The sequence below is a fragment of the Burkholderia sp. Tr-20355 genome (assembly GCF_017104685.1).
Lineage (GTDB): Bacteria > Pseudomonadota > Gammaproteobacteria > Burkholderiales > Burkholderiaceae > Burkholderia > Burkholderia seminalis.
The window spans coordinates 1-17077 of the sequence record NZ_JAAGPK010000161.1 but is presented as its reverse complement, the minus strand read 5'-3'; the positions used below and the strand labels follow the sequence as shown (position 1 = coordinate 17077).

The 17077-nt window shown below is 69.8% G+C and carries 17 protein-coding genes; 12 read left to right on the top strand and 5 right to left on the bottom strand.

The window, feature by feature from the left end; genetic code table 11:
• From G3N62_RS28550 to fghA, 3 genes are all read left to right on the top strand, one after another.
• Window positions 1–655 (top strand): FGGY-family carbohydrate kinase (locus tag G3N62_RS28550; protein WP_241013235.1); only part of this gene is annotated, 655 nt, incomplete at its 5' end.
• A gap of 225 nt (window positions 656–880) precedes the next feature.
• Window positions 881–1987, top strand: coding sequence for an S-(hydroxymethyl)glutathione dehydrogenase/class III alcohol dehydrogenase (locus G3N62_RS28545; protein ID WP_006483756.1), 1107 nt, complete (start codon window positions 881–883; stop codon window positions 1985–1987).
• 16 nt (window positions 1988–2003) lie between these two features.
• Window positions 2004–2852 carry an S-formylglutathione hydrolase gene (fghA, locus tag G3N62_RS28540; RefSeq protein WP_034190518.1) on the top strand — a complete coding sequence of 283 codons (849 nt, stop codon included), beginning with the start codon at window positions 2004–2006 and terminating at the stop codon, window positions 2850–2852.
• Window positions 2853–2965: 113 nt separating this feature from the next.
• On the opposite strand, the gene G3N62_RS28535 is transcribed toward fghA, so the two are convergent.
• From G3N62_RS28535 to G3N62_RS28520, 4 genes are read right to left on the bottom strand one after another with little or no spacing between them, the layout of a single operon-like run.
• On the bottom strand, window positions 2966–3748 hold the full coding sequence (locus tag G3N62_RS28535; protein WP_034190519.1) for a metal ABC transporter permease: 783 nt from the start codon (window positions 3746–3748) through the stop codon (window positions 2966–2968).
• On the bottom strand, window positions 3741–4625 hold the full coding sequence (locus G3N62_RS28530) for an ABC transporter ATP-binding protein (RefSeq protein WP_049033512.1): 885 nt from the start codon (window positions 4623–4625) through the stop codon (window positions 3741–3743). Before G3N62_RS28530 ends, G3N62_RS28535 begins: the two co-directional genes overlap by 8 nt.
• A gap of 14 nt (window positions 4626–4639) precedes the next feature.
• Window positions 4640–5566, bottom strand: a complete 927-nt coding sequence (locus G3N62_RS28525) for a metal ABC transporter solute-binding protein (RefSeq protein ID WP_049033514.1) — start codon at window positions 5564–5566, stop codon at window positions 4640–4642.
• Window positions 5567–5612: 46 nt separating this feature from the next.
• Window positions 5613–6074, bottom strand: a complete 462-nt coding sequence (locus tag G3N62_RS28520; RefSeq protein WP_011546084.1) for a Fur family transcriptional regulator — start codon at window positions 6072–6074, stop codon at window positions 5613–5615.
• A 330-nt stretch (window positions 6075–6404) separates the two neighbouring features.
• Between G3N62_RS28520 and G3N62_RS28515 the strand changes: the two genes are divergently transcribed.
• The 8 genes from G3N62_RS28515 (at window position 6405) to ugpC (ending at window position 14748) form a co-directional block, all read left to right on the top strand.
• Window positions 6405–7181, top strand: coding sequence for an L-iditol 2-dehydrogenase (locus G3N62_RS28515; protein WP_034190522.1), 777 nt, complete (start codon window positions 6405–6407; stop codon window positions 7179–7181).
• A 78-nt stretch (window positions 7182–7259) separates the two neighbouring features.
• On the top strand, window positions 7260–8216 hold the full coding sequence (locus tag G3N62_RS28510) for a sugar kinase (RefSeq protein ID WP_034190523.1): 957 nt from the start codon (window positions 7260–7262) through the stop codon (window positions 8214–8216).
• Window positions 8204–9565, top strand: coding sequence for a D-tagatose-bisphosphate aldolase, class II, non-catalytic subunit (locus G3N62_RS28505; RefSeq protein WP_124670953.1), 1362 nt, complete (start codon window positions 8204–8206; stop codon window positions 9563–9565). The genes G3N62_RS28510 and G3N62_RS28505 overlap by 13 nt, the downstream gene beginning before the upstream one ends.
• 68 nt (window positions 9566–9633) lie before the next feature.
• Window positions 9634–10959: a sugar ABC transporter substrate-binding protein gene (locus G3N62_RS28500; protein WP_034190525.1), complete on the top strand. Its 1326-nt coding sequence runs from the start codon at window positions 9634–9636 to the stop codon at window positions 10957–10959.
• Window positions 10960–11071: 112 nt separating this feature from the next.
• Window positions 11072–12025: a sugar ABC transporter permease gene (locus G3N62_RS28495; protein ID WP_006496497.1), complete on the top strand. Its 954-nt coding sequence runs from the start codon at window positions 11072–11074 to the stop codon at window positions 12023–12025.
• Window positions 12022–12873 (top strand): carbohydrate ABC transporter permease, encoded by an 852-nt coding sequence (locus tag G3N62_RS28490; protein ID WP_034190527.1) that lies wholly within the window; start codon window positions 12022–12024, stop codon window positions 12871–12873. The genes G3N62_RS28495 and G3N62_RS28490 overlap by 4 nt, the downstream gene beginning before the upstream one ends.
• Window positions 12870–13583 (top strand): HAD family phosphatase, encoded by a 714-nt coding sequence (locus G3N62_RS28485; protein ID WP_069707175.1) that lies wholly within the window; start codon window positions 12870–12872, stop codon window positions 13581–13583. Before G3N62_RS28490 ends, G3N62_RS28485 begins: the two co-directional genes overlap by 4 nt.
• 55 nt (window positions 13584–13638) lie before the next feature.
• A complete protein-coding gene (ugpC, locus tag G3N62_RS28480) occupies window positions 13639–14748 on the top strand; it encodes a sn-glycerol-3-phosphate ABC transporter ATP-binding protein UgpC (RefSeq protein WP_034190529.1) in 1110 nt (369 codons plus the stop codon).
• Window positions 14749–14767: 19 nt separating this feature from the next.
• On the opposite strand, the gene G3N62_RS28475 is transcribed toward ugpC, so the two are convergent.
• Window positions 14768–15652 carry a LysR family transcriptional regulator gene (locus G3N62_RS28475; RefSeq protein WP_034190530.1) on the bottom strand — a complete coding sequence of 295 codons (885 nt, stop codon included), beginning with the start codon at window positions 15650–15652 and terminating at the stop codon, window positions 14768–14770.
• 163 nt (window positions 15653–15815) lie between these two features.
• On the opposite strand from G3N62_RS28475, the gene G3N62_RS28470 reads away from it, so the two are divergent.
• Window positions 15816–17077, top strand: a 1262-nt coding sequence (locus G3N62_RS28470; RefSeq protein WP_241013234.1) for an MFS transporter, incomplete at its 3' end; no start/stop codon positions are given.

Genomic DNA, 17077 nt, shown 5'->3' with positions numbered 1-17077 from the left:
GCCCGCGCGGCGCGGGCTGCACCGCTATCGCACCGCGGCCGGCGGCGGCTACTACACGATGGCCGCGATGCAGAACGTCGGGCTCGCGCTCGAAGCCGTTCGCGGCTGGCTGGGTTATGCGGGATGGGCCGACGCGTATGACGATGCGTTCGCGCGGCCGGCGTCCGAACGGCTGTGCTTCCTGCCGTACCTGACGGGCGAGCGTTCGCCGTGGATGAACCCCGACGCGCGCGGCGGCTGGCTCGGCCTCGGGCTCGGCGACACGCGCGGCGCGATGATGCGCGCGGCGTTCGAAGGCGTCGCGTTCGCGTTGCGTGCGGGGCTCGATGCGATCCGCGATGCCGACCGCCGCGACCCGGTGACGACGCTGCGTCTCGCGGGCGGCGGCTCGGTCGATCCGCGCTGGCGCCAGCTGCTCGCCGACACGCTCGGCGCGTCGCTGCACGCGATCGACTGCCCGAATGCCGCGACGCGCGGTGCGGCGCTGCTCGCGGGCGTCGCGATCGGGCACTGGCGGGAAGACGCGTTGCGCGCGCTGGCGCCCGCCGCGTCGCCCGTCGCCGTGCCGCGCGAGGACCGCTCGCTGGCCGCGCGCCACGCGCGCTTCATCGATCTGTATGCGCGCACGGATGCATGGTTCACGACGGGCGTTTAAACTCGAACACTTGTTCTTTTGCGTCAGCCATGACGCATCGTGGCAAGCCGACGACCGTTTCCCGCACGCGGTGCGTGCCGGGAGCGGCGATCATGGCGAGCACGGGATTCCGTTGCGGTGCCGCGCACGATGCCGCGCGGCACGGCTTCGACAGCTTTGCATGGAACCCGGCGGGCGCCGCAGCGCGCACCCGGGCCGACCTCACAGACAGACAGGAGTGACACGATGAAAACGAAAGCCGCGATTGCATGGAAGGCGGGTGCGCCGCTGACGATCGAGGAAGTCGATCTCGAAGGGCCGCGCGCCGGCGAAGTGCTGATCGAGGTGAAGGCCACCGGCATCTGCCACACCGACTACTACACGCTGTCGGGCGCCGATCCGGAAGGGATCTTCCCGGCGATCCTCGGCCATGAAGGCGCGGGCGTGGTGGTCGACGTCGGCCCCGGCGTCGGCACCGTGCGCAAGGGCGATCACGTGATTCCGCTCTATACGCCCGAATGCCGCGAGTGCAAGTTCTGCCTGTCGCGCAAGACCAACCTGTGCCAGAAGATCCGCGCGACGCAGGGCAAGGGCCTGATGCCCGACGCGACGTCGCGCTTCTCGCTCGACGGCAAGCCGCTGTTCCACTACATGGGGACGTCGACGTTCTCGAACTACATCGTCGTGCCGGAAATCGCGGTGGCGAAGGTGCGCGAGGACGCGCCGTTCGACAAGATCTGCTACATCGGCTGCGGCGTGACGACGGGCGTCGGCGCGGTCGTGTACTCGGCGAAGGTCGAGGCGGGGGCGAACGTCGTCGTGTTCGGTCTCGGCGGGATCGGCCTGAACGTGATCCAGGGCGCGAAGATGGTCGGCGCGGACAAGATCATCGGCGTCGACATCAACCCGAAGCGCGTGGAGCTCGCGAAGAAGTTCGGGATGACGCACTTCATCAACCCGAACGAAGTCGAGAACGTCGTCGACCACATCGTGCAGTTGACCGACGGCGGCGCCGACTACTCGTTCGAATGCGTGGGCAACGTGAAGCTGATGCGCCAGGCGCTCGAGTGCACGCACAAGGGCTGGGGCCAGTCGTTCATCATCGGCGTGGCCGCGGCGGGCGAGGAAATCAGCACGCGTCCGTTCCAGCTGGTGACGGGCCGCGAGTGGAAGGGCTCGGCGTTCGGCGGCGCGCGCGGCCGCACCGACGTGCCGAAGATCGTCGACTGGTACATGGAAGGCAAGATCAACATCGACGACCTGATCACGCATACGCTGCCGCTCGAGCGGATCAACGAAGGTTTCGACCTGATGAAGGCCGGCGAGTCGATCCGTTCGGTCGTGCTGTACTGAGCGGGAGCGCACCGTCATGCTCGAACTCGTTTCCTCGCATGCGTGCCACGGCGGCGAGCAGCGCTTCTACCGTCACGATTCGGCGGCCATCGGCCTGCCGATGAAGTTCTCGGTGTACCTGCCGCCGCAGGCGGCGCACGGCCGCGTGCCGGCGCTGTTCTACCTCGCGGGCCTCACGTGTACCGACGAGACGTTCGCGATCAAGGGCGGCGCGCAGCAGTACGCGGCGCAGCACGGCATCGCGCTCGTGATGCCAGATACGAGCCCGCGCGGCGCGGGCGTGCCGGGCGAGACCGATGCGTGGGATTTCGGCGTCGGCGCGGGCTTCTACGTCGATGCGACCGAGGCGCCGTGGTCCGCGCATTACCGGATGGAGTCGTACGTGACGGGCGAGCTGCGCGCGCTCGTCGCGGCCGAGCTGCCGATCGACGGCGCGCGGCTCGGGATCTTCGGCCACTCGATGGGCGGGCACGGCGCGCTGACGCTCGCATTGCGCCATCCGGGCCTGTACCGGTCGGTGTCGGCGTTCGCGCCGATCGCCGCGCCGACGCGCTGCCCGTGGGGCGAAAAGGCGTTCTCGGGCTACCTCGGCGACGATCGCGACGCCTGGAAGGCGCACGATGCGAGCGAGCTCGTCGCGCGCGCCGATGCGCCGAAGTTCGCGGAAGGCATCCTCGTCGACCAGGGGCTGGCCGATCAATTCCTCGCGAACCAGCTGAATCCCGACGTGTTCGAGGCCGCCTGCGCGAAGGCCGGCCAGCCGCTGACGCTGCGCCGTCATCCGGGCTACGACCACGGCTACTACTTCATCTCGACGTTCATCGCCGATCACATTGCGCATCATGCGCGTGTGCTGGTTGGGTGAGCGGAGAGGGAGGCCGGTCGCGCACGGGGCGCGCCGCACGAATTCGCGGGCAATAAAAAACGCCGGCGCTGCCTTCGGGCACGCCGGCGTTTTGACTTCGCGTCGGGCGGCGGTCAGTTGCGCCGCAACAGGCTCGCGCCGTACACGAGCGCCGACAGCGCGGTGATCCAGAAGCTCGTCGGCCAGTCGGTGTGATACGCGAGCACGATGCCGGCCCACGCCTCGAACAGTGCGAACAGCGCGGCGAGCAGCACGCCCGTCGACAAGCGCGTCGACACGTTCTGCGCGGCCGCGGCCGGCCCGACCAGCAGCGTGAACACGAGCAGCACGCCGACGATCTGCGTCGCTGCGGCCACCGCGAGCGCGCACACCGCGAGGAACAGCATCGACACCGTGCGCAGCGACACGCCCTTCGCTTCGGCCAGCTCGGGCTGCAGCGACGCGAACAGCAGCGGGCGCGCGATCAGCGCGAGCGCGGCGAGGCTCACCGCGCCGATGCCCGCGAGCACCGCGAGCGTGTCGTGGCTGACCGCGAGCACGTTGCCGAACAGCAGCGCGGTGACCTGCGTCGCGAACGACGTATAGAAATGCAGGAACAGCAGGCCGAAGCCGAGCGCGCCCGACAGGATCACGCCGATCGCGACGTCGCGGCCCGCGAGCTTTTCGCCGAGCGCGCCCATCCCGATCCCGGCCGCGAGCGTGAAGCCGACCATTCCCCAGATCGGCGAGATGCCGAGCAGCACCGCGCCGGTCGCGCCGGTGAAGCCGACGTGCGACAGCGCGTGGCCGGCGAAGGTCTGCCCGCGCAGCACCAGGAAGTAGCCGACGATGCCCGCGAGCACCGCGACGATCCCCGACGCCGCGAAGGCGTTGATCATGAAGTCGTAGTCAAACATCGTGCGAATGCCCGGGATGGGCGTGTCCGTGGTGGTGATGGCCGTGGCCGCCGCCGTGCGAGTGGCCGTCGTCGTCCTCGTGTTCGTGGTCGTGCTTCTCGATCTCGACGTCGCCCGACATCACGAAGATCTTGCCGTTCACGCGCATCACGTCGATCGGCGACCCGTAGAGCCGCGACAGCACGGGCTTCGTGATCACCTCGTCGACGGTGCCGAGCGCCGCGACGCCGTTGCCGAGATACAGCACGCGATCGAGCGCGTTCAGCAGCGGATTCAGTTCGTGCGCGGAGAACAGCACGGTGATGCCGAGCTCGCGCTGCACGGTGCGCACGAGCTCGACGACGCCGCGCTGGTGGTTCGGGTCGAGGCTGATCAGCGGCTCGTCGAGCAGCAGCAGCTTCGGATTGCCGAGCAGGCATTGCGCGAGCAGCAGGCGCTGCCGTTCGCCGCCCGACAGCTCGGACAGCGGCCGGCGCGCGAGCGTCGGGCCGCCGACGAGATCGAGCACGCGGTCGACGTCGCGGCGCGTGGCCGCGTTCGTGTGCGGCAGCCCCCAGCGGTGGCCGTCGGCGGCCATCGCGACGAAGTCGTAGCCGCGCATCCGGCGGTTCGCGAGGCCGCTCCTGATCTGCGGCATGTAGCCGATCGACGGATTGCCGCGCACGACCGGCACGCCGCCGACGGACAGCGTGCCGGCCGACACGGGCACGAGCCCGAGCACCGCGCGCATCAGCGTCGTCTTGCCCGCGCCGTTCGGCCCGAGCACGCCGACGAATTCGCCGGGCTCGATCGAGAAGCTGACGTCGCGCAGGATCGTGCGTCCGCCCAGTTCGAGCGTGACGCGATCGACGGCGAGTGCATGGGGAGTGGCGGTCATGTCGTTACGGTCGTTTATGGCTTGCCGGCGGAAAGCGCGGCGCCGAGCGCGTCGAGCTGGCCGGCCATCCATTGCTGGAAGGTCTTGCCGGCCGGCTGCGTCTCGGTGACGCTGACGGTCGGCACGCCGCCGTCGCGCGCGATCTTCAGCATGCGTTTGGTCATCGGTTCTTCGGCCTGGCTGTTGTAGATCAGCACGCGCACCTGCTTCTTGCGCAGGTCGTTCTCGAACGCGGCGACGTCCTGCGCGCTGGCCTCGGTGTCGTTCATCGTCGCGAGCTGGAACCGCTGGTTGCGCATGTCGAGACCGATCGCGTCGGACATGTAGCCGAATACCGGCTCGGTGGCCGTCACGGGCACGCCCTTGTACTTCGCGCGCAGCGCGGCGACCTGGTCGTCGACGGGCTTCAGCGACGCGACGAACTTCTGCAGGTTCGCATCGTATTCGGCCTTGTGCGCCGGATCGGCACGGCCGAGCTCGGCGGCGATCGCGCGCGCGGCGGCGGGCATCGTCGCCGGGTCGTACCACAGGTGCGGGTTGTCGCCGGCCTTCTTGCCGACGAGGTCGGCGACGACGATCGTCGCGCGCTTCGCCTGTTTCGACGCACCGAGCAGCTTGGCCATCCACGGGTCGTAGTCGGCGCCGTTGTAGATCACGACCTGCGCGTGCTGCAGCGCGCGAGCCGTCTTCGGGCTCGCTTCGAACAGGTGCGGATCCTGGTCGGGATTGCTGAGGATGCTCGTGACCGCGACGCGGCTGCCGCCGATCTGCGTCGCGACGTCGCCGTAGAAATTCTCGGCGGCGACGACGTTGACGGTCGCGGCCTGCGCGAACGCGGGCGCCGCGAGCGACAGCGCGGCGAGCGTGGCGAACGCGGCGGCGACGCGGCGAACAGGCGACAGGGCACGCCGCGGCGTGCGGCGCTTCAGGGCAATGGACATGGAACTCCTCGTTGGAAGGGCGGCGCGTGCGCCGCGCGATTCGGCGTCAGCGCTGTGCGGGCTTGCGCTTGCAGTGTCCGCACAGGCCGCTCAGCTCGACGACCTGGTGGTGAACTTCGAAACCGTGCGCGGGTTCGCTCGCGGACAACTGCTTCGCGAGGTCGCCGCCGGGAATCTCGACGGTGTCGCCGCACGAATCGCAGATCAGGAACTGGCCTTCGTGCGGCACGCCGATCTCGCAGCATGCGAAGAACGCGTTCTTCGATTCGATCCGGTGGATGAAGCCGTGCTCGACGAGGAAATCCAGCGCGCGATAGACGGTCGTCGGCGGCACGCGGCCGCGTTGCGGTTCGAGTTCGGCGAGCAGGTCGTACGCGCCGATCGGGCGCTGCGCGGCCAGCACGCGCTCGTAGACCTGGCGGCGCAGCGGCGTCCACGCGAGCCCGTGCTCGGCGGCGAATGCGTCGGCCCGGGACAGCCGGGCGTCAATGGACGATGAGGTAGCCATGGCGTAAAGCAGGGCGATGAAACACAGTATCGTGATGATATAACGTATCGTCGCGCCGTGCAGCGTGAATTCCCCGTTTCCTGCCTCGCTCCGTCCCCTTCACCGTCGATCCCACTGCGCCGCACCGCGTGCGCGGCGCCTTGCCAGGCGTGCGCGACGGGCCGCCGTCGTGCGCGGTTGTGCCGCAGCGCGTCATAGAAAGCCGTCGCGTCGCCTTGACAGCGTGAATCGCGTATCCGATCATTCGATCACAAACAGAGCAATTGATCGGTTTGCGAGCGTTCGCTCACCTCGCGACCGTCGTACAGCAGAACAAACCGGAGACAGCCAGTGAGACTGGAAGACAAGGTCGCGATCCTGACGGGCGCCGCAAGCGGCATCGGCGAGGCGGTCGCGCAACGCTATCTGGACGAGGGCGCGCGCTGCGTGCTGGTCGATCTGAAGCCCGCCGGCGGCTCGCTCGCGCGGTTGATCGAGGCGAACCCCGGCCGCGCGGTGGCCGTCACCGCGGACGTCACGCGCCGCGACGACATCGAGCGGATCGTCGCCACGGCGGTCGAGCGCTTCGGCGGCGTCGATATCCTGTTCAACAATGCGGCGCTGTTCGACATGCGGCCGCTCCTCGACGAATCGTGGGACGTGTTCGACCGGTTGTTCTCGGTCAACGTGAAGGGGCTGTTCTTCCTGATGCAGGCCGTCGCGCAGCGAATGGTCGAGCAGGGCCGCGGCGGCAAGATCGTCAACATGTCGTCGCAGGCCGGCCGTCGCGGCGAGGCACTCGTTTCGCACTACTGCGCGACCAAGGCCGCGGTGATCAGCTATACGCAGTCGGCCGCGCTCGCGCTCGCGCCGCACCGGATCAACGTGAACGGGATTGCGCCGGGCGTGGTGGACACGCCGATGTGGGAGCAGGTCGATGCGCTGTTCGCGCGCTACGAGAACCGGCCGCTCGGCGAGAAGAAGCGGCTCGTCGGCGAAGCCGTGCCGCTCGGCCGCATGGGCGTGCCGGGCGACCTGACGGGCGCCGCGCTGTTCCTCGCATCGGCCGACGCCGATTACGTCACCGCCCAGACGCTGAACGTCGACGGCGGCAACTGGATGAGCTGACGTGATGTCGCTCGCACGCGCAACCTGCCGGCCGGCCCGCGACGACGCGGCCGCGGTCGGACGAGGAGGGCACGCCTGATGGCCGAGATCGTCGTGGCCGGCGAACTGCTCGCCGAATTCGTCGCCGCCGAGCGCGGCCAGGGCTTCGATACGCCGGGCCTGTTCGCGGGGCCGTTCCCGAGCGGCGCGCCGGCGATCTTCGCCGACCAGGCCGCGCGGCTCGGCGCGCGCGTCGCGTATGCGGGCTGCGTCGGCCGCGACGCGTTCGGCGACGCGATCGTCGCGAGGCTCGAACGCGACGGCGTCGAGGTCGCGCGCATCCGCCGCGTCGCGCGCCCGACCGGCACCGCGTTCGTCGCGTATCGCGACGACGGCTCGCGCAGCTTCGTCTTCACGCTGTCCACCAGCGCGGCCGCGTGCGTCGATGCGTCCGACGTCGATGCCGCAATGTTCGACGGCTGCCGTTACTTCCACGTGATGGGCTCGTCGCTGACGAGCGAATCGGCGATCGCGGCCGTGCAGCGCGGCGTGATCGAGGCCGCGCGCGCCGGCGCGAAGGTGTCGTTCGATCCGAACGTGCGCCCCGAGATGCTGAGCTTTCGCCCGATGCGCGCGGCGCTCGACGAGATGCTCGCCGCGTGCCACCTGTTCCTGCCGAGCGAGGCCGACCTGCCGTTCTTCTGCGGGCCGCAACCGGCCGAGCGCGCGATCGCGGGCCTGCTCGCGACGCACCCGTTGCTCGAGCGCGTCGTGCTGAAGCGCGGCGCGCAAGGCAGCGTCGCGTTCGATCGCGCGAACCGCGTCGACGCGCCGGCCTTTCCGGTCGACGAAGTCGACCCGACCGGTGCCGGTGACTGCTTCGGCGGCACGCTCGTCGCGAGCCTCGTCGCGGGCGTGCCGATCGATGCCGCGTTGCGCCGCGCGAACGCGGCCGGCGCGATCGCGGTGACGCGGCGCGGCCCGATGGAGGGCAACAGCGATGCGGCCGAGATCGACCGTTTCCTGACCGAACGAGGTATCGCATGTCCGGCCTGACGACCCTTGCCGACCGTCCGCGCACCGCGCACGCGGACGCGGTGCTGCGGATGATCTTCGACGCGAACCGCGCCGACGCGCAGCGCGGCATCTATTCGATCTGCAGCGCGCACCGGCTCGTGCTGGAGGCCGCGTGCGAAGCCGCGCGCGCGGACGGCTCGCCGCTCCTGATCGAGGCGACCTGCAACCAGGTGAACCATCTCGGCGGCTATACGGGCATGACGCCCGCCGATTTTCGCCGCGACGTCGATGCGATCGCCGCGCGTTGCGGGCTTGCGCCGTCGGCGCTCGTGCTCGGCGGCGACCATCTCGGCCCGAACCCGTGGCGGCACCGCCGCGCGGCCGACGCGATGCGCGAGGCGGTCGCGATGGTCGCCGCGTATGTCGAAGCCGGCTTCGAGAAGATCCACCTCGATGCGAGCATGGCGTGCGCGGACGATCCGGTGCGGCTCGACGATCGCACGATCGCCGCGCGCGCGGCCGAGCTGTGCCGCGCGGCGGAAGACGCGGCGGCGCGTGCCGGTCTCGCGCCCGTCTACGTGATCGGCACCGAGGTGCCGACGCCGGGCGGCGAAGTGAGCGGCGGCGCGAACGAAGCGGACGATGCGGCGATCGCGCGGATCTCGGTCACGCGCAGCGACAGCATCGCGGCGACGCTCGACGCGCACCGCCGCGCGTTCGCGGCGGCCGGCCTCGACGACGCATGGACGCGCGTGGTCGCGGTCGTCGCGCAGCCGGGCGTCGACTTCGACGATCGCCACGTGCTCGACTACGACAGCGCGAAGGCGGCGTCGCTCGGCGCGAGTATCCTGCAGACACCGCGCCTCGTGTTCGAGGCGCACTCGACCGATTACCAGACCGAAGGCGCGCTCGCCGCGCTCGTGCGCGACCACTTCGCGGTGCTGAAGGTCGGCCCGGCGCTGACGTTCGCGCTGCGCGAGGCGCTGTTCGCGCTGACGTTCATCGAGGAGGCGCTGATCGACGACGTCGCGCAGCGCTCGCGGCTGCGGGAGGTCGTCGACGCCGCGATGCGCGCGCAGCCCGAGCACTGGGCGCCGTACTACCGCGGCGACGAGGCCGAGCAGCGGCTCGCGCGACAGTTCAGCTACAGCGACCGGATCCGCTACTACTGGCTGCAGCCGGCCGTCGCGGCCGCGGTCGAGCAGCTGTTCGGCAACCTCGCGCGGCAGCCGGTGCCGGAGACGCTCGTCGCGCAGTGGCTGCCGGACGTCTACGCGGCGTGCCGCGCGGGCGGCCTCGCGCAGGAGCCGCGCGCCTGGGTGCGCCACCGGATACGCGACGTGATCGCGCACTATGCGCGCGCGTGCGGGATGCAGCGGCCGGCATGACGGGCCGCGAAGGAAACGACGCAACACGCAATACCGACGACACTTCGAACAAACACAGGAGACATGCCATGCAACGAAAGATGCTCGACGCCGCCGCACGCTGCCTTGCCGGAGCCGCGCTCGCGACGGCGGCCTGCGCCGCGTCCGCCGGCACGCTGACGATCGCGACGCTGAACAACCCCGACATGATCGAGCTGAAGAAGCTGTCGCCGGCGTTCGAGAAGGCGAACCCCGACATCAAGCTGAACTGGGTGATCCTCGAGGAGAACGTGCTGCGCCAGCGCGCGACGACCGACATCACGACCGGCAGCGGCCAGTTCGACGTGATGGCGATCGGCACCTACGAGACGCCGCAGTGGGGCAAGCGCGGCTGGCTCGCGCCGATCACCGGGCTGCCCGCGGACTACGACCTGAACGACATCGTGAAGACCGCGCGCGACAGCCTGTCGTACAACGGCCAGCTCTACGCGCTGCCGTTCTACGTCGAAAGCTCGATGACGTTCTACCGCAAGGACCTGTTCGCGGCGAAGGGGCTGAAGATGCCCGACCAGCCGACCTACGACCAGATCGCCGAATTCGCGGACAAGCTCACCGACAAGGCGAAGGGCACCTACGGGATCTGCCTGCGCGGCAAGGCCGGCTGGGGCGAGAACATGGCGTACGTGTCGACGGTGGTGAACACGTTCGGCGGGCGCTGGTTCGACGAGAACTGGAACGCGCAGCTCACGTCGCCCGAATGGAAGAAGGCGATCTCGTTCTACGTGAACCTGCTGAAGAAGGACGGCCCGCCGGGAGCGAGCTCGAACGGCTTCAACGAGAACCTGACGCTGACCGCCTCGGGCAAGTGCGCGATGTGGATCGACGCGACGGTCGCGGCCGGCATGCTCTACAACAAGCAGCAGTCGCAGGTGGCCGACAAGATCGGTTTCGCGGCCGCGCCGGTGGCCGCCACGCCGAAGGGTTCGCACTGGCTGTGGGCATGGGCGCTGGCCGTGCCGAAGACGTCGAAGCAGCAGGACGCCGCGCGCAAGTTCATCGCGTGGGCGACGTCGAAGCAGTACATCGAGATGGTCGGCAAGGACGAAGGCTGGGCATCGGTGCCGCCGGGCACGCGCGCGTCGACGTACCAGCGCCCCGAGTACAAGGCCGCCGCGCCGTTCTCCGACTTCGTGCTGAAGGCGATCGAGACGGCCGACCCGAACGATCCGTCGCTGAAGAAGGTGCCGTACACGGGCGTGCAGTACGTCGGGATTCCTGAATTCCAGTCGTTCGGCACGGTGGTCGGCCAGTCGATCGCGGGCGCGGTCGCGGGCCAGATGACGGTCGACCAGGCGCTCGCCGCCGGGCAGGCCGCCGCCGACCGCGCGGTGCGGCAGGCCGGCTACAAGAAGTAACGCGCCGGCAGTCACGCGGCCCGCGGCGTGCGCCGTTGCATACCGCGGGCCGGCGAAGCCGAAAGGCGGGCAGGCCGTTCGCGCCCGCGCATCAACCGGAGGGACTCCGATCATGCGTCACCTGCGTCTTCCCCTGAGTCACGCCCACGCGCCGTCGGTCGGCGACGCGTCGTCGCCGCCGGGCGCGCCGCGCCGCGCGCGCGGCGGCGCGAGCTGGCTCGTGTCGCCGTCCGTCGCGGTGCTGCTGCTGTGGATGTCGATTCCGCTCGCGATGACGATCTGGTATTCGTTCTCGCGCTACAACCTGCTGAACCCGGACGTGAAAGGTTTCGCCGGGTTCGACAACTACCGCTTCCTCGCGACCGATCCGTCGTTCCTGCCCGCGATCTGGCACACGCTCGTGCTGATCGGCGCGGTGCTCGCGATCACGGTGGTCGGCGGCGTGCTGATGGCCGTGCTGTTCGACCGCAAGTTCTACGGGCAGGGCGTCGCGCGGCTGCTCGCGATCGCGCCGTTCTTCGTGATGCCGACGGTCTCCGCGCTGATCTGGAAGAACATGATCCTGCACCCGGTGTACGGGCTCGTCGCGAACGCGATGCGCGCGCTCGGGATGACGCCGATCGACTGGTTCGCCGACTACCCGCTCACCGCGGTGATCATCATCGTCGCGTGGCAGTGGCTGCCGTTCGCGTTCCTGATCCTGTTCACCGCGATCCAGTCGCTCGACCAGGAGCAGAAGGAAGCCGCGCGCATCGACGGCGCGGGCCCGATCGCGATGTTCTTCTACATCACGCTGCCGCACCTGAAGCGTGCGATCGCCGTGGTCGTGATGATGGAGACGATCTTCCTGCTGTCGATCTTCGCGGAAATCTATACGACGACGGGCGGCGGCCCGGGCGACGCGACGACCAACCTGTCCTACCTGATCTACGCGCTGGGCCTGCAGCAGTTCGACGTCGGCCTCGCGTCCGCGGGCGGCATCATCGCCGTGGTGGTCGCGAACGTCGTGTCGTTCTTCCTCGTGCGGATGCTCGCGCGCAACCTGAAGGGAGAGTACGAGAAATGAGCGACCTGACCTTCGAAGGCCGGCGCGGGCCGGCCGTGTTCGACCTCGTGCGGCGTGCGTTGCCCGGCACGCTCGCGTGGCTGATCGCGCTGCTGCTGTTCTTCCCGATCTTCTGGATGGCGATCACCGCGTTCAAGACCGAGCAGCAGGCCTACGCGTCGACGCTGTTCTTCATGCCGACGCTCGACAGCTTCCGCGAGGTGTTCGCGCGCAGCAACTACTTCGCGTTCGCGTGGAATTCGGTGCTGATCTCTGCCGGCGTCACGGTGATCTCGCTGCTGTTCGCGGTGCCGGCCGCCTACGCGATGGCGTTCTTTCCGAACCATCGCACGCAGAAGGTGCTGCTGTGGATGCTGTCGACGAAGATGATGCCGTCGGTCGGCGTGCTCGTGCCGATCTATCTGCTGTGGAAGAACGCGGGGCTGCTCGATACGGTATCGGGGCTCGTGATCGTCTACACGCTGATCAACCTGCCGATCGCGGTGTGGATGACCTTCACGTACTTCAACGAAATCCCGAAGGACATCCTGGAGGCCGGGCGCATCGACGGCGCGTCGACGTGGCAGGAGATCGTCTACCTGCTGATGCCGATGGCGCTGCCGGGGCTCGCGTCCACCGCGCTGCTGCTCGTGATCCTGTCGTGGAACGAGGCGTTCTGGAGCATCAACCTGTCGAGTTCGAACGCCGCGCCGCTGACGGTGTTCATCGCGTCGTACTCGAGCCCCGAAGGGTTGTTCTGGGCGAAGCTGTCCGCCGCTTCCCTGCTCGCGGTCGCGCCGATCCTGATCGTCGGCTGGCTGTCGCAGAAGCAGCTCGTGCGCGGGCTCACGTTCGGGGCGGTCAAATGAGCGCGGCCGGCGAGGGGGCTGCCGGCCACGGCGCGAACGTCCTGATCTGCGATTGCGACGGCGTGCTGATCGACAGCGAGGCCGTGGCCGCCGACGTGATCGTGCGCGAACTCGATGCGCGCTGGCCGGGCGTCGACGCGCGACCGGCCGTGATGCCGCTGCTCGGGCTGCGCATCGAGCGCGTGCTGGCCGGTGCCGGCGAGGCCGTTGGCCGCACGCTGTCGGCCGCCGACGTCGACGCGATCCGCCGCGCGGTCGAGGCGGCGGCCGTCAATGCGCCGATGGTCGACGGCATCGACACCGCACTGGCCGCGATCCCGTTGACGACGGCCTGCGCGAGCAACAGCTACCGCGCATACGTCGAGGCGGCGCTCGCGCGCACGGGCCTCGCGCGCTTCTTCGGCGACCGGCTGTTCTGCGCGGATGCCGTCGCGCGGCCCAAGCCCGCGCCCGACGTGTACCTCGCGGCCGCGCACACGCTCGGCGCGGCGCCCGCGCACTGCCTCGTGGTCGAGGACAGCGTGACGGGCATCACCGCGGCGGCCGCGGCCGGCATGACCGTGCTCGGCTTCGTCGGCGGCGGGCATGCATCGGCGGCCCAGATCGACGCGCTGCGCGGGATCGGCGCGCGTCACGTATTCGACGACATGCACGAGCTGCCCGGCTACGTCGCGCGCTGGCAGGCGACGGGTGCGGTGCTGCCGAACTAGCAACGATTGCGCGCCGCCGGCGAGGCGGCGCATCACGAACGAACGGAGACAGATCATGGCAAGCGTGCTCCTGCGCAACATCGCGAAGCGCTACGACGACACCGAAGTGCTGCGCAACGTCAACCTCGACATCGCCGACGGCGAATTCGTCGTGTTCGTCGGGCCGAGCGGCTGCGGCAAATCCACGCTGATGCGGATGATCGCGGGCCTCGAGGATATTTCGAACGGCGACCTGCTGATCGACGGCGCGAAGGTCAACGACGTGCCGAGCGCGAAGCGCGGCATCGCGATGGTGTTCCAGTCGTATGCGCTGTACCCGCACATGACGCTGTACGACAACATGGCGTTCGGCCTGAAGCTCGCGGGCGCGAAGAAGCCCGAGATCGACCAGGCCGTGAAGCAGGCCGCGAAGATCCTGCACATCGATCACCTGCTCGACCGCAAGCCGAAGCAGCTGTCGGGCGGCCAGCGGCAGCGCGTCGCGATCGGCCGCGCGATCACGCGCAAGCCCAAGGTGTTCCTGTTCGACGAACCGCTGTCGAACCTCGACGCCGCCTTGCGCGTGAAGATGCGGCTGGAATTCGCGCGGCTGCACGACGAGCTGAAGACGACGATGATCTACGTGACGCACGACCAGGTCGAGGCGATGACGCTCGCGGACAAGATCGTCGTGCTGTCGGGCGGCGCGGTGCAGCAGGTCGGCACGCCGAACACGTTGTATCACGCGCCGGCGAACCAGTTCGTCGCGGGCTTCATCGGCTCGCCGAAGATGAACTTCCTGAAGGGCACGGTCGAATCGGCCGACGCGGGCGGCGTGCTCGTGCGCTTCGACAGCGGCGAGACGCAGCGCGTGGCGGTGGACGCGAGCGCGCTGCAGCGCGGCGCCGCGGTGACCGTCGGCGTGCGGCCCGAGCACCTGCTGGTCGACGCCGCCGCGGACGGGGTGGCCGCGCGGACGATGGCGGTCGAGTCGCTCGGCGATGCCGCCTATCTGTATGCGGAGTCGGCCGCCGCGCCGGACGGGCTGATCGCGCGGATTCCGCCGCTCGACACGTACCGCACCGGCGAGGCGCTGCGCGTGCATGCGCAGGCCGAGCACTGCCACCTGTTCGACGAGCAAGGCCACGCGTTCCGTCGGCTGAGCGCGCACGCGAAGGCCGCGTGACGACCGGCGGCCGCGCCGTTCAGATGCGCAGGTGGTCGGCCAGGTAGTCGACGAACGCGCGCAGCTTCGGCGTCGGGTGCCGGCCCGACGGCCACAGCACGTGGAACGGCGTGCGGCTCGCGACGTGCTCGTCGAGCACCGTGCGCAGCGTGCCGTCGGCCAGCGCGTCGTGCACGAAGAACTCCGGCAGGCACGCGATGCCGCGCCCGCGCAGCACGAAGCACAGGCGCGCTTCCGCGCTGTTGCTGACCATCGTGACCGGCACCTCGGGCGGCGGGCCGTGACGCGGCACGCGCAGCGGCCAGGTCTGGAGCCGGCCGCTGCTCGGGAAGCGGTAGTGCAGGCAGCGGTGACGCGCGAGATCGGCCGGCGTGCGCGGCGTGCCGTGCCGGTCGAGATAGGCGGGCGACGCGACGAGGTGCTGGCGGAAATGGCCGAGCAGCCGCGACGACAGCCGCGAGTCCGACGGCTGGCCGGTGCGCAGCACCGCGTCGAATCCTTCGTCGACGACGTCGACGAGCCGGTCGCTGAAATCGATGTCGAGCTCGATCTCCGGATACGCGGCCATGAAATCGGCGAGCACCGGCAGCAGCAGCGTGCCGATCGTCGGCAGGCTCACGCGCAGCCGCCCGCGCGGCGCTTCGGCACTGTGCGTCAGTTCCTGTTCGGCCGCGTCGAGCTCGGCGATCACGCGCCGGCACCGTTCGAGAAAACGCGCGCCTTCGGCCGTCAGCGTGATGCTGCGCGTGCTGCGGTGAAAGAGCCGCACGTTCAGGCGCGCCTCGAGCCGCGCGATGCGCTTGCCGATCGCCGATGCCGACAGCCCGAGCGCGCGGCCGGCCGCGACGAAGCTGCGCGTTTCCGCGACCTGAACGAACACGACGAAGCCGCCCAGATTTTCCATGCTGGTTCCCGATTGCGGACATCGATGTCCGGATTGTCCGGAACTCTACCCCGGTTTTTCTTCCCGCGCCGGCTCCCTACGATGGGCGTTCCTTCACCGTTCGAGGTCCCGCTATGTCATTCCTGCCTGTCACCGCCCGTCGCGTCGAAACCGGGAGCGCGTCATGAGCGATTGCCCGTCGATGGACAGCCGCGTTGCCGGCCTGCCGGCACAGGCGGCCGAGCGCCTGCCGGTCGCGAACCTGCTGGCGCTCGCCACCGCCGCCTTCATCACGATCCTCACCGAAGCGCTGCCGGCCGGCCTGCTGCCGTTGATGAGCGCCGACCTGCGCGTGCCCGAGGCGCTGATCGGCCAGCTCGTGACCGTGTATGCGCTCGGCTCGATCGTCGCGGCGATCCCGCTTGTCGCCGCGACGCGCGCGATGCGCCGGCGCCACCTGCTGCTCGCGGCGCTCGCCGGCTTCGTCGTGTCGAACGCGCTGACGGCCGTGTCGCCGTACTACGCGCTCACGCTCGTGGCGCGCTTCGTCGCCGGCATGGCGGCGGGGCTGCTGTGGGCGCTGCTGGCCGGCTACGCGAGCCGGATGGTCGATGCGTCGCTGCGCGGCCGTGCGATCGCGGTGGCGATGCTCGGCGCGCCGGTCGCGATGTCGGTCGGCATTCCGGCCGGTACCGCGCTGGGCGCGGCGCTCGGCTGGCGCGTCGCGTTCGCGCTGATCACGCTGGCGGCGCTCGCGCTGATCGGCTGGATCCGCCTGCGCGTGCCCGATTACGCGGGGCAGCCCGCCGGCGCGCGCGAGCCCGTGCTTGGCGTGATGATGCTGCCCGGCGTGCGGCCGGTGCTGACCGTGATGTTCGCGTACGTGCTCGCGCACAACATGCTGTACACGTATGTCGCGCCGTTCCTGGCAGGCGTGCGGATGGGCACGCAGGTCGATGTGGTGCTGTTCGTGTTCGGCCTTGCGTCGCTGGCCGGCATCGCGCTGACGGGCGCATGGATCGGCGCCGCGCAACGACGGCTGACGCTCGCCAGCATCGCGCTGTTCGCGCTCGCGGCGCTGATGCTCGGCGCCGGGTCCGGGATGGCGATCGTCTATGCGGGCGTCGCGCTGTGGGGGCTCGCGTTCGGCGGCGCGCCGACGCTGTTCCAGACGGCCGCCGCGAACGCGGCGGGGGAATCGGCCGACGTCGCGCAGTCGATGCTCGTGACGGTGTGGAACCTCGCGATCGCCGGCGGCGGCATCGCGGGCGGGATGCTGCTCGGCGCGACGGGCGCCGGCGCGATTCCGTGGGTGCTCGTCGCGCAGCAGGTTGCGGCCGAATCGATCCCGCAGCCCGCGCCGCCGAAGCCCGTGCCGCGCGTGAAGCCGAAGGTCGAGCCGAAGCCGGTGCAGAAAGCGGCGAAGCCGACACCTCAACCGGTTGC

Excerpts from the sequence above, each read along its gene's own strand:
- G3N62_RS28475 (WP_034190530.1), bottom strand. The coding sequence starts at position 15,652 with ATGGAAAATCTGGGCGGCTTCGTCGTGTTCGTTCAGGTCGCGGAAACG.
- G3N62_RS28505 (WP_124670953.1), top strand. The coding sequence starts at position 8,204 with ATGTCCGGCCTGACGACCCTTGCCGACCGTCCGCGCACCGCGCACGCG.
- G3N62_RS28495 (WP_006496497.1), top strand. The coding sequence starts at position 11,072 with ATGCGTCACCTGCGTCTTCCCCTGAGTCACGCCCACGCGCCGTCGGTC.
- G3N62_RS28535 (WP_034190519.1), bottom strand. The coding sequence starts at position 3,748 with ATGTTTGACTACGACTTCATGATCAACGCCTTCGCGGCGTCGGGGATC.
- G3N62_RS28545 (WP_006483756.1), top strand. The coding sequence starts at position 881 with ATGAAAACGAAAGCCGCGATTGCATGGAAGGCGGGTGCGCCGCTGACG.
- fghA (WP_034190518.1), top strand. The coding sequence starts at position 2,004 with ATGCTCGAACTCGTTTCCTCGCATGCGTGCCACGGCGGCGAGCAGCGC.
- G3N62_RS28500 (WP_034190525.1), top strand. The coding sequence starts at position 9,634 with ATGCAACGAAAGATGCTCGACGCCGCCGCACGCTGCCTTGCCGGAGCC.
- G3N62_RS28525 (WP_049033514.1), bottom strand. The coding sequence starts at position 5,566 with ATGTCCATTGCCCTGAAGCGCCGCACGCCGCGGCGTGCCCTGTCGCCT.
- G3N62_RS28510 (WP_034190523.1), top strand. The coding sequence starts at position 7,260 with ATGGCCGAGATCGTCGTGGCCGGCGAACTGCTCGCCGAATTCGTCGCC.
- G3N62_RS28530 (WP_049033512.1), bottom strand. The coding sequence starts at position 4,625 with ATGACCGCCACTCCCCATGCACTCGCCGTCGATCGCGTCACGCTCGAA.
- G3N62_RS28490 (WP_034190527.1), top strand. The coding sequence starts at position 12,022 with ATGAGCGACCTGACCTTCGAAGGCCGGCGCGGGCCGGCCGTGTTCGAC.
- G3N62_RS28485 (WP_069707175.1), top strand. The coding sequence starts at position 12,870 with ATGAGCGCGGCCGGCGAGGGGGCTGCCGGCCACGGCGCGAACGTCCTG.
- ugpC (WP_034190529.1), top strand. The coding sequence starts at position 13,639 with ATGGCAAGCGTGCTCCTGCGCAACATCGCGAAGCGCTACGACGACACC.
- G3N62_RS28520 (WP_011546084.1), bottom strand. The coding sequence starts at position 6,074 with ATGGCTACCTCATCGTCCATTGACGCCCGGCTGTCCCGGGCCGACGCA.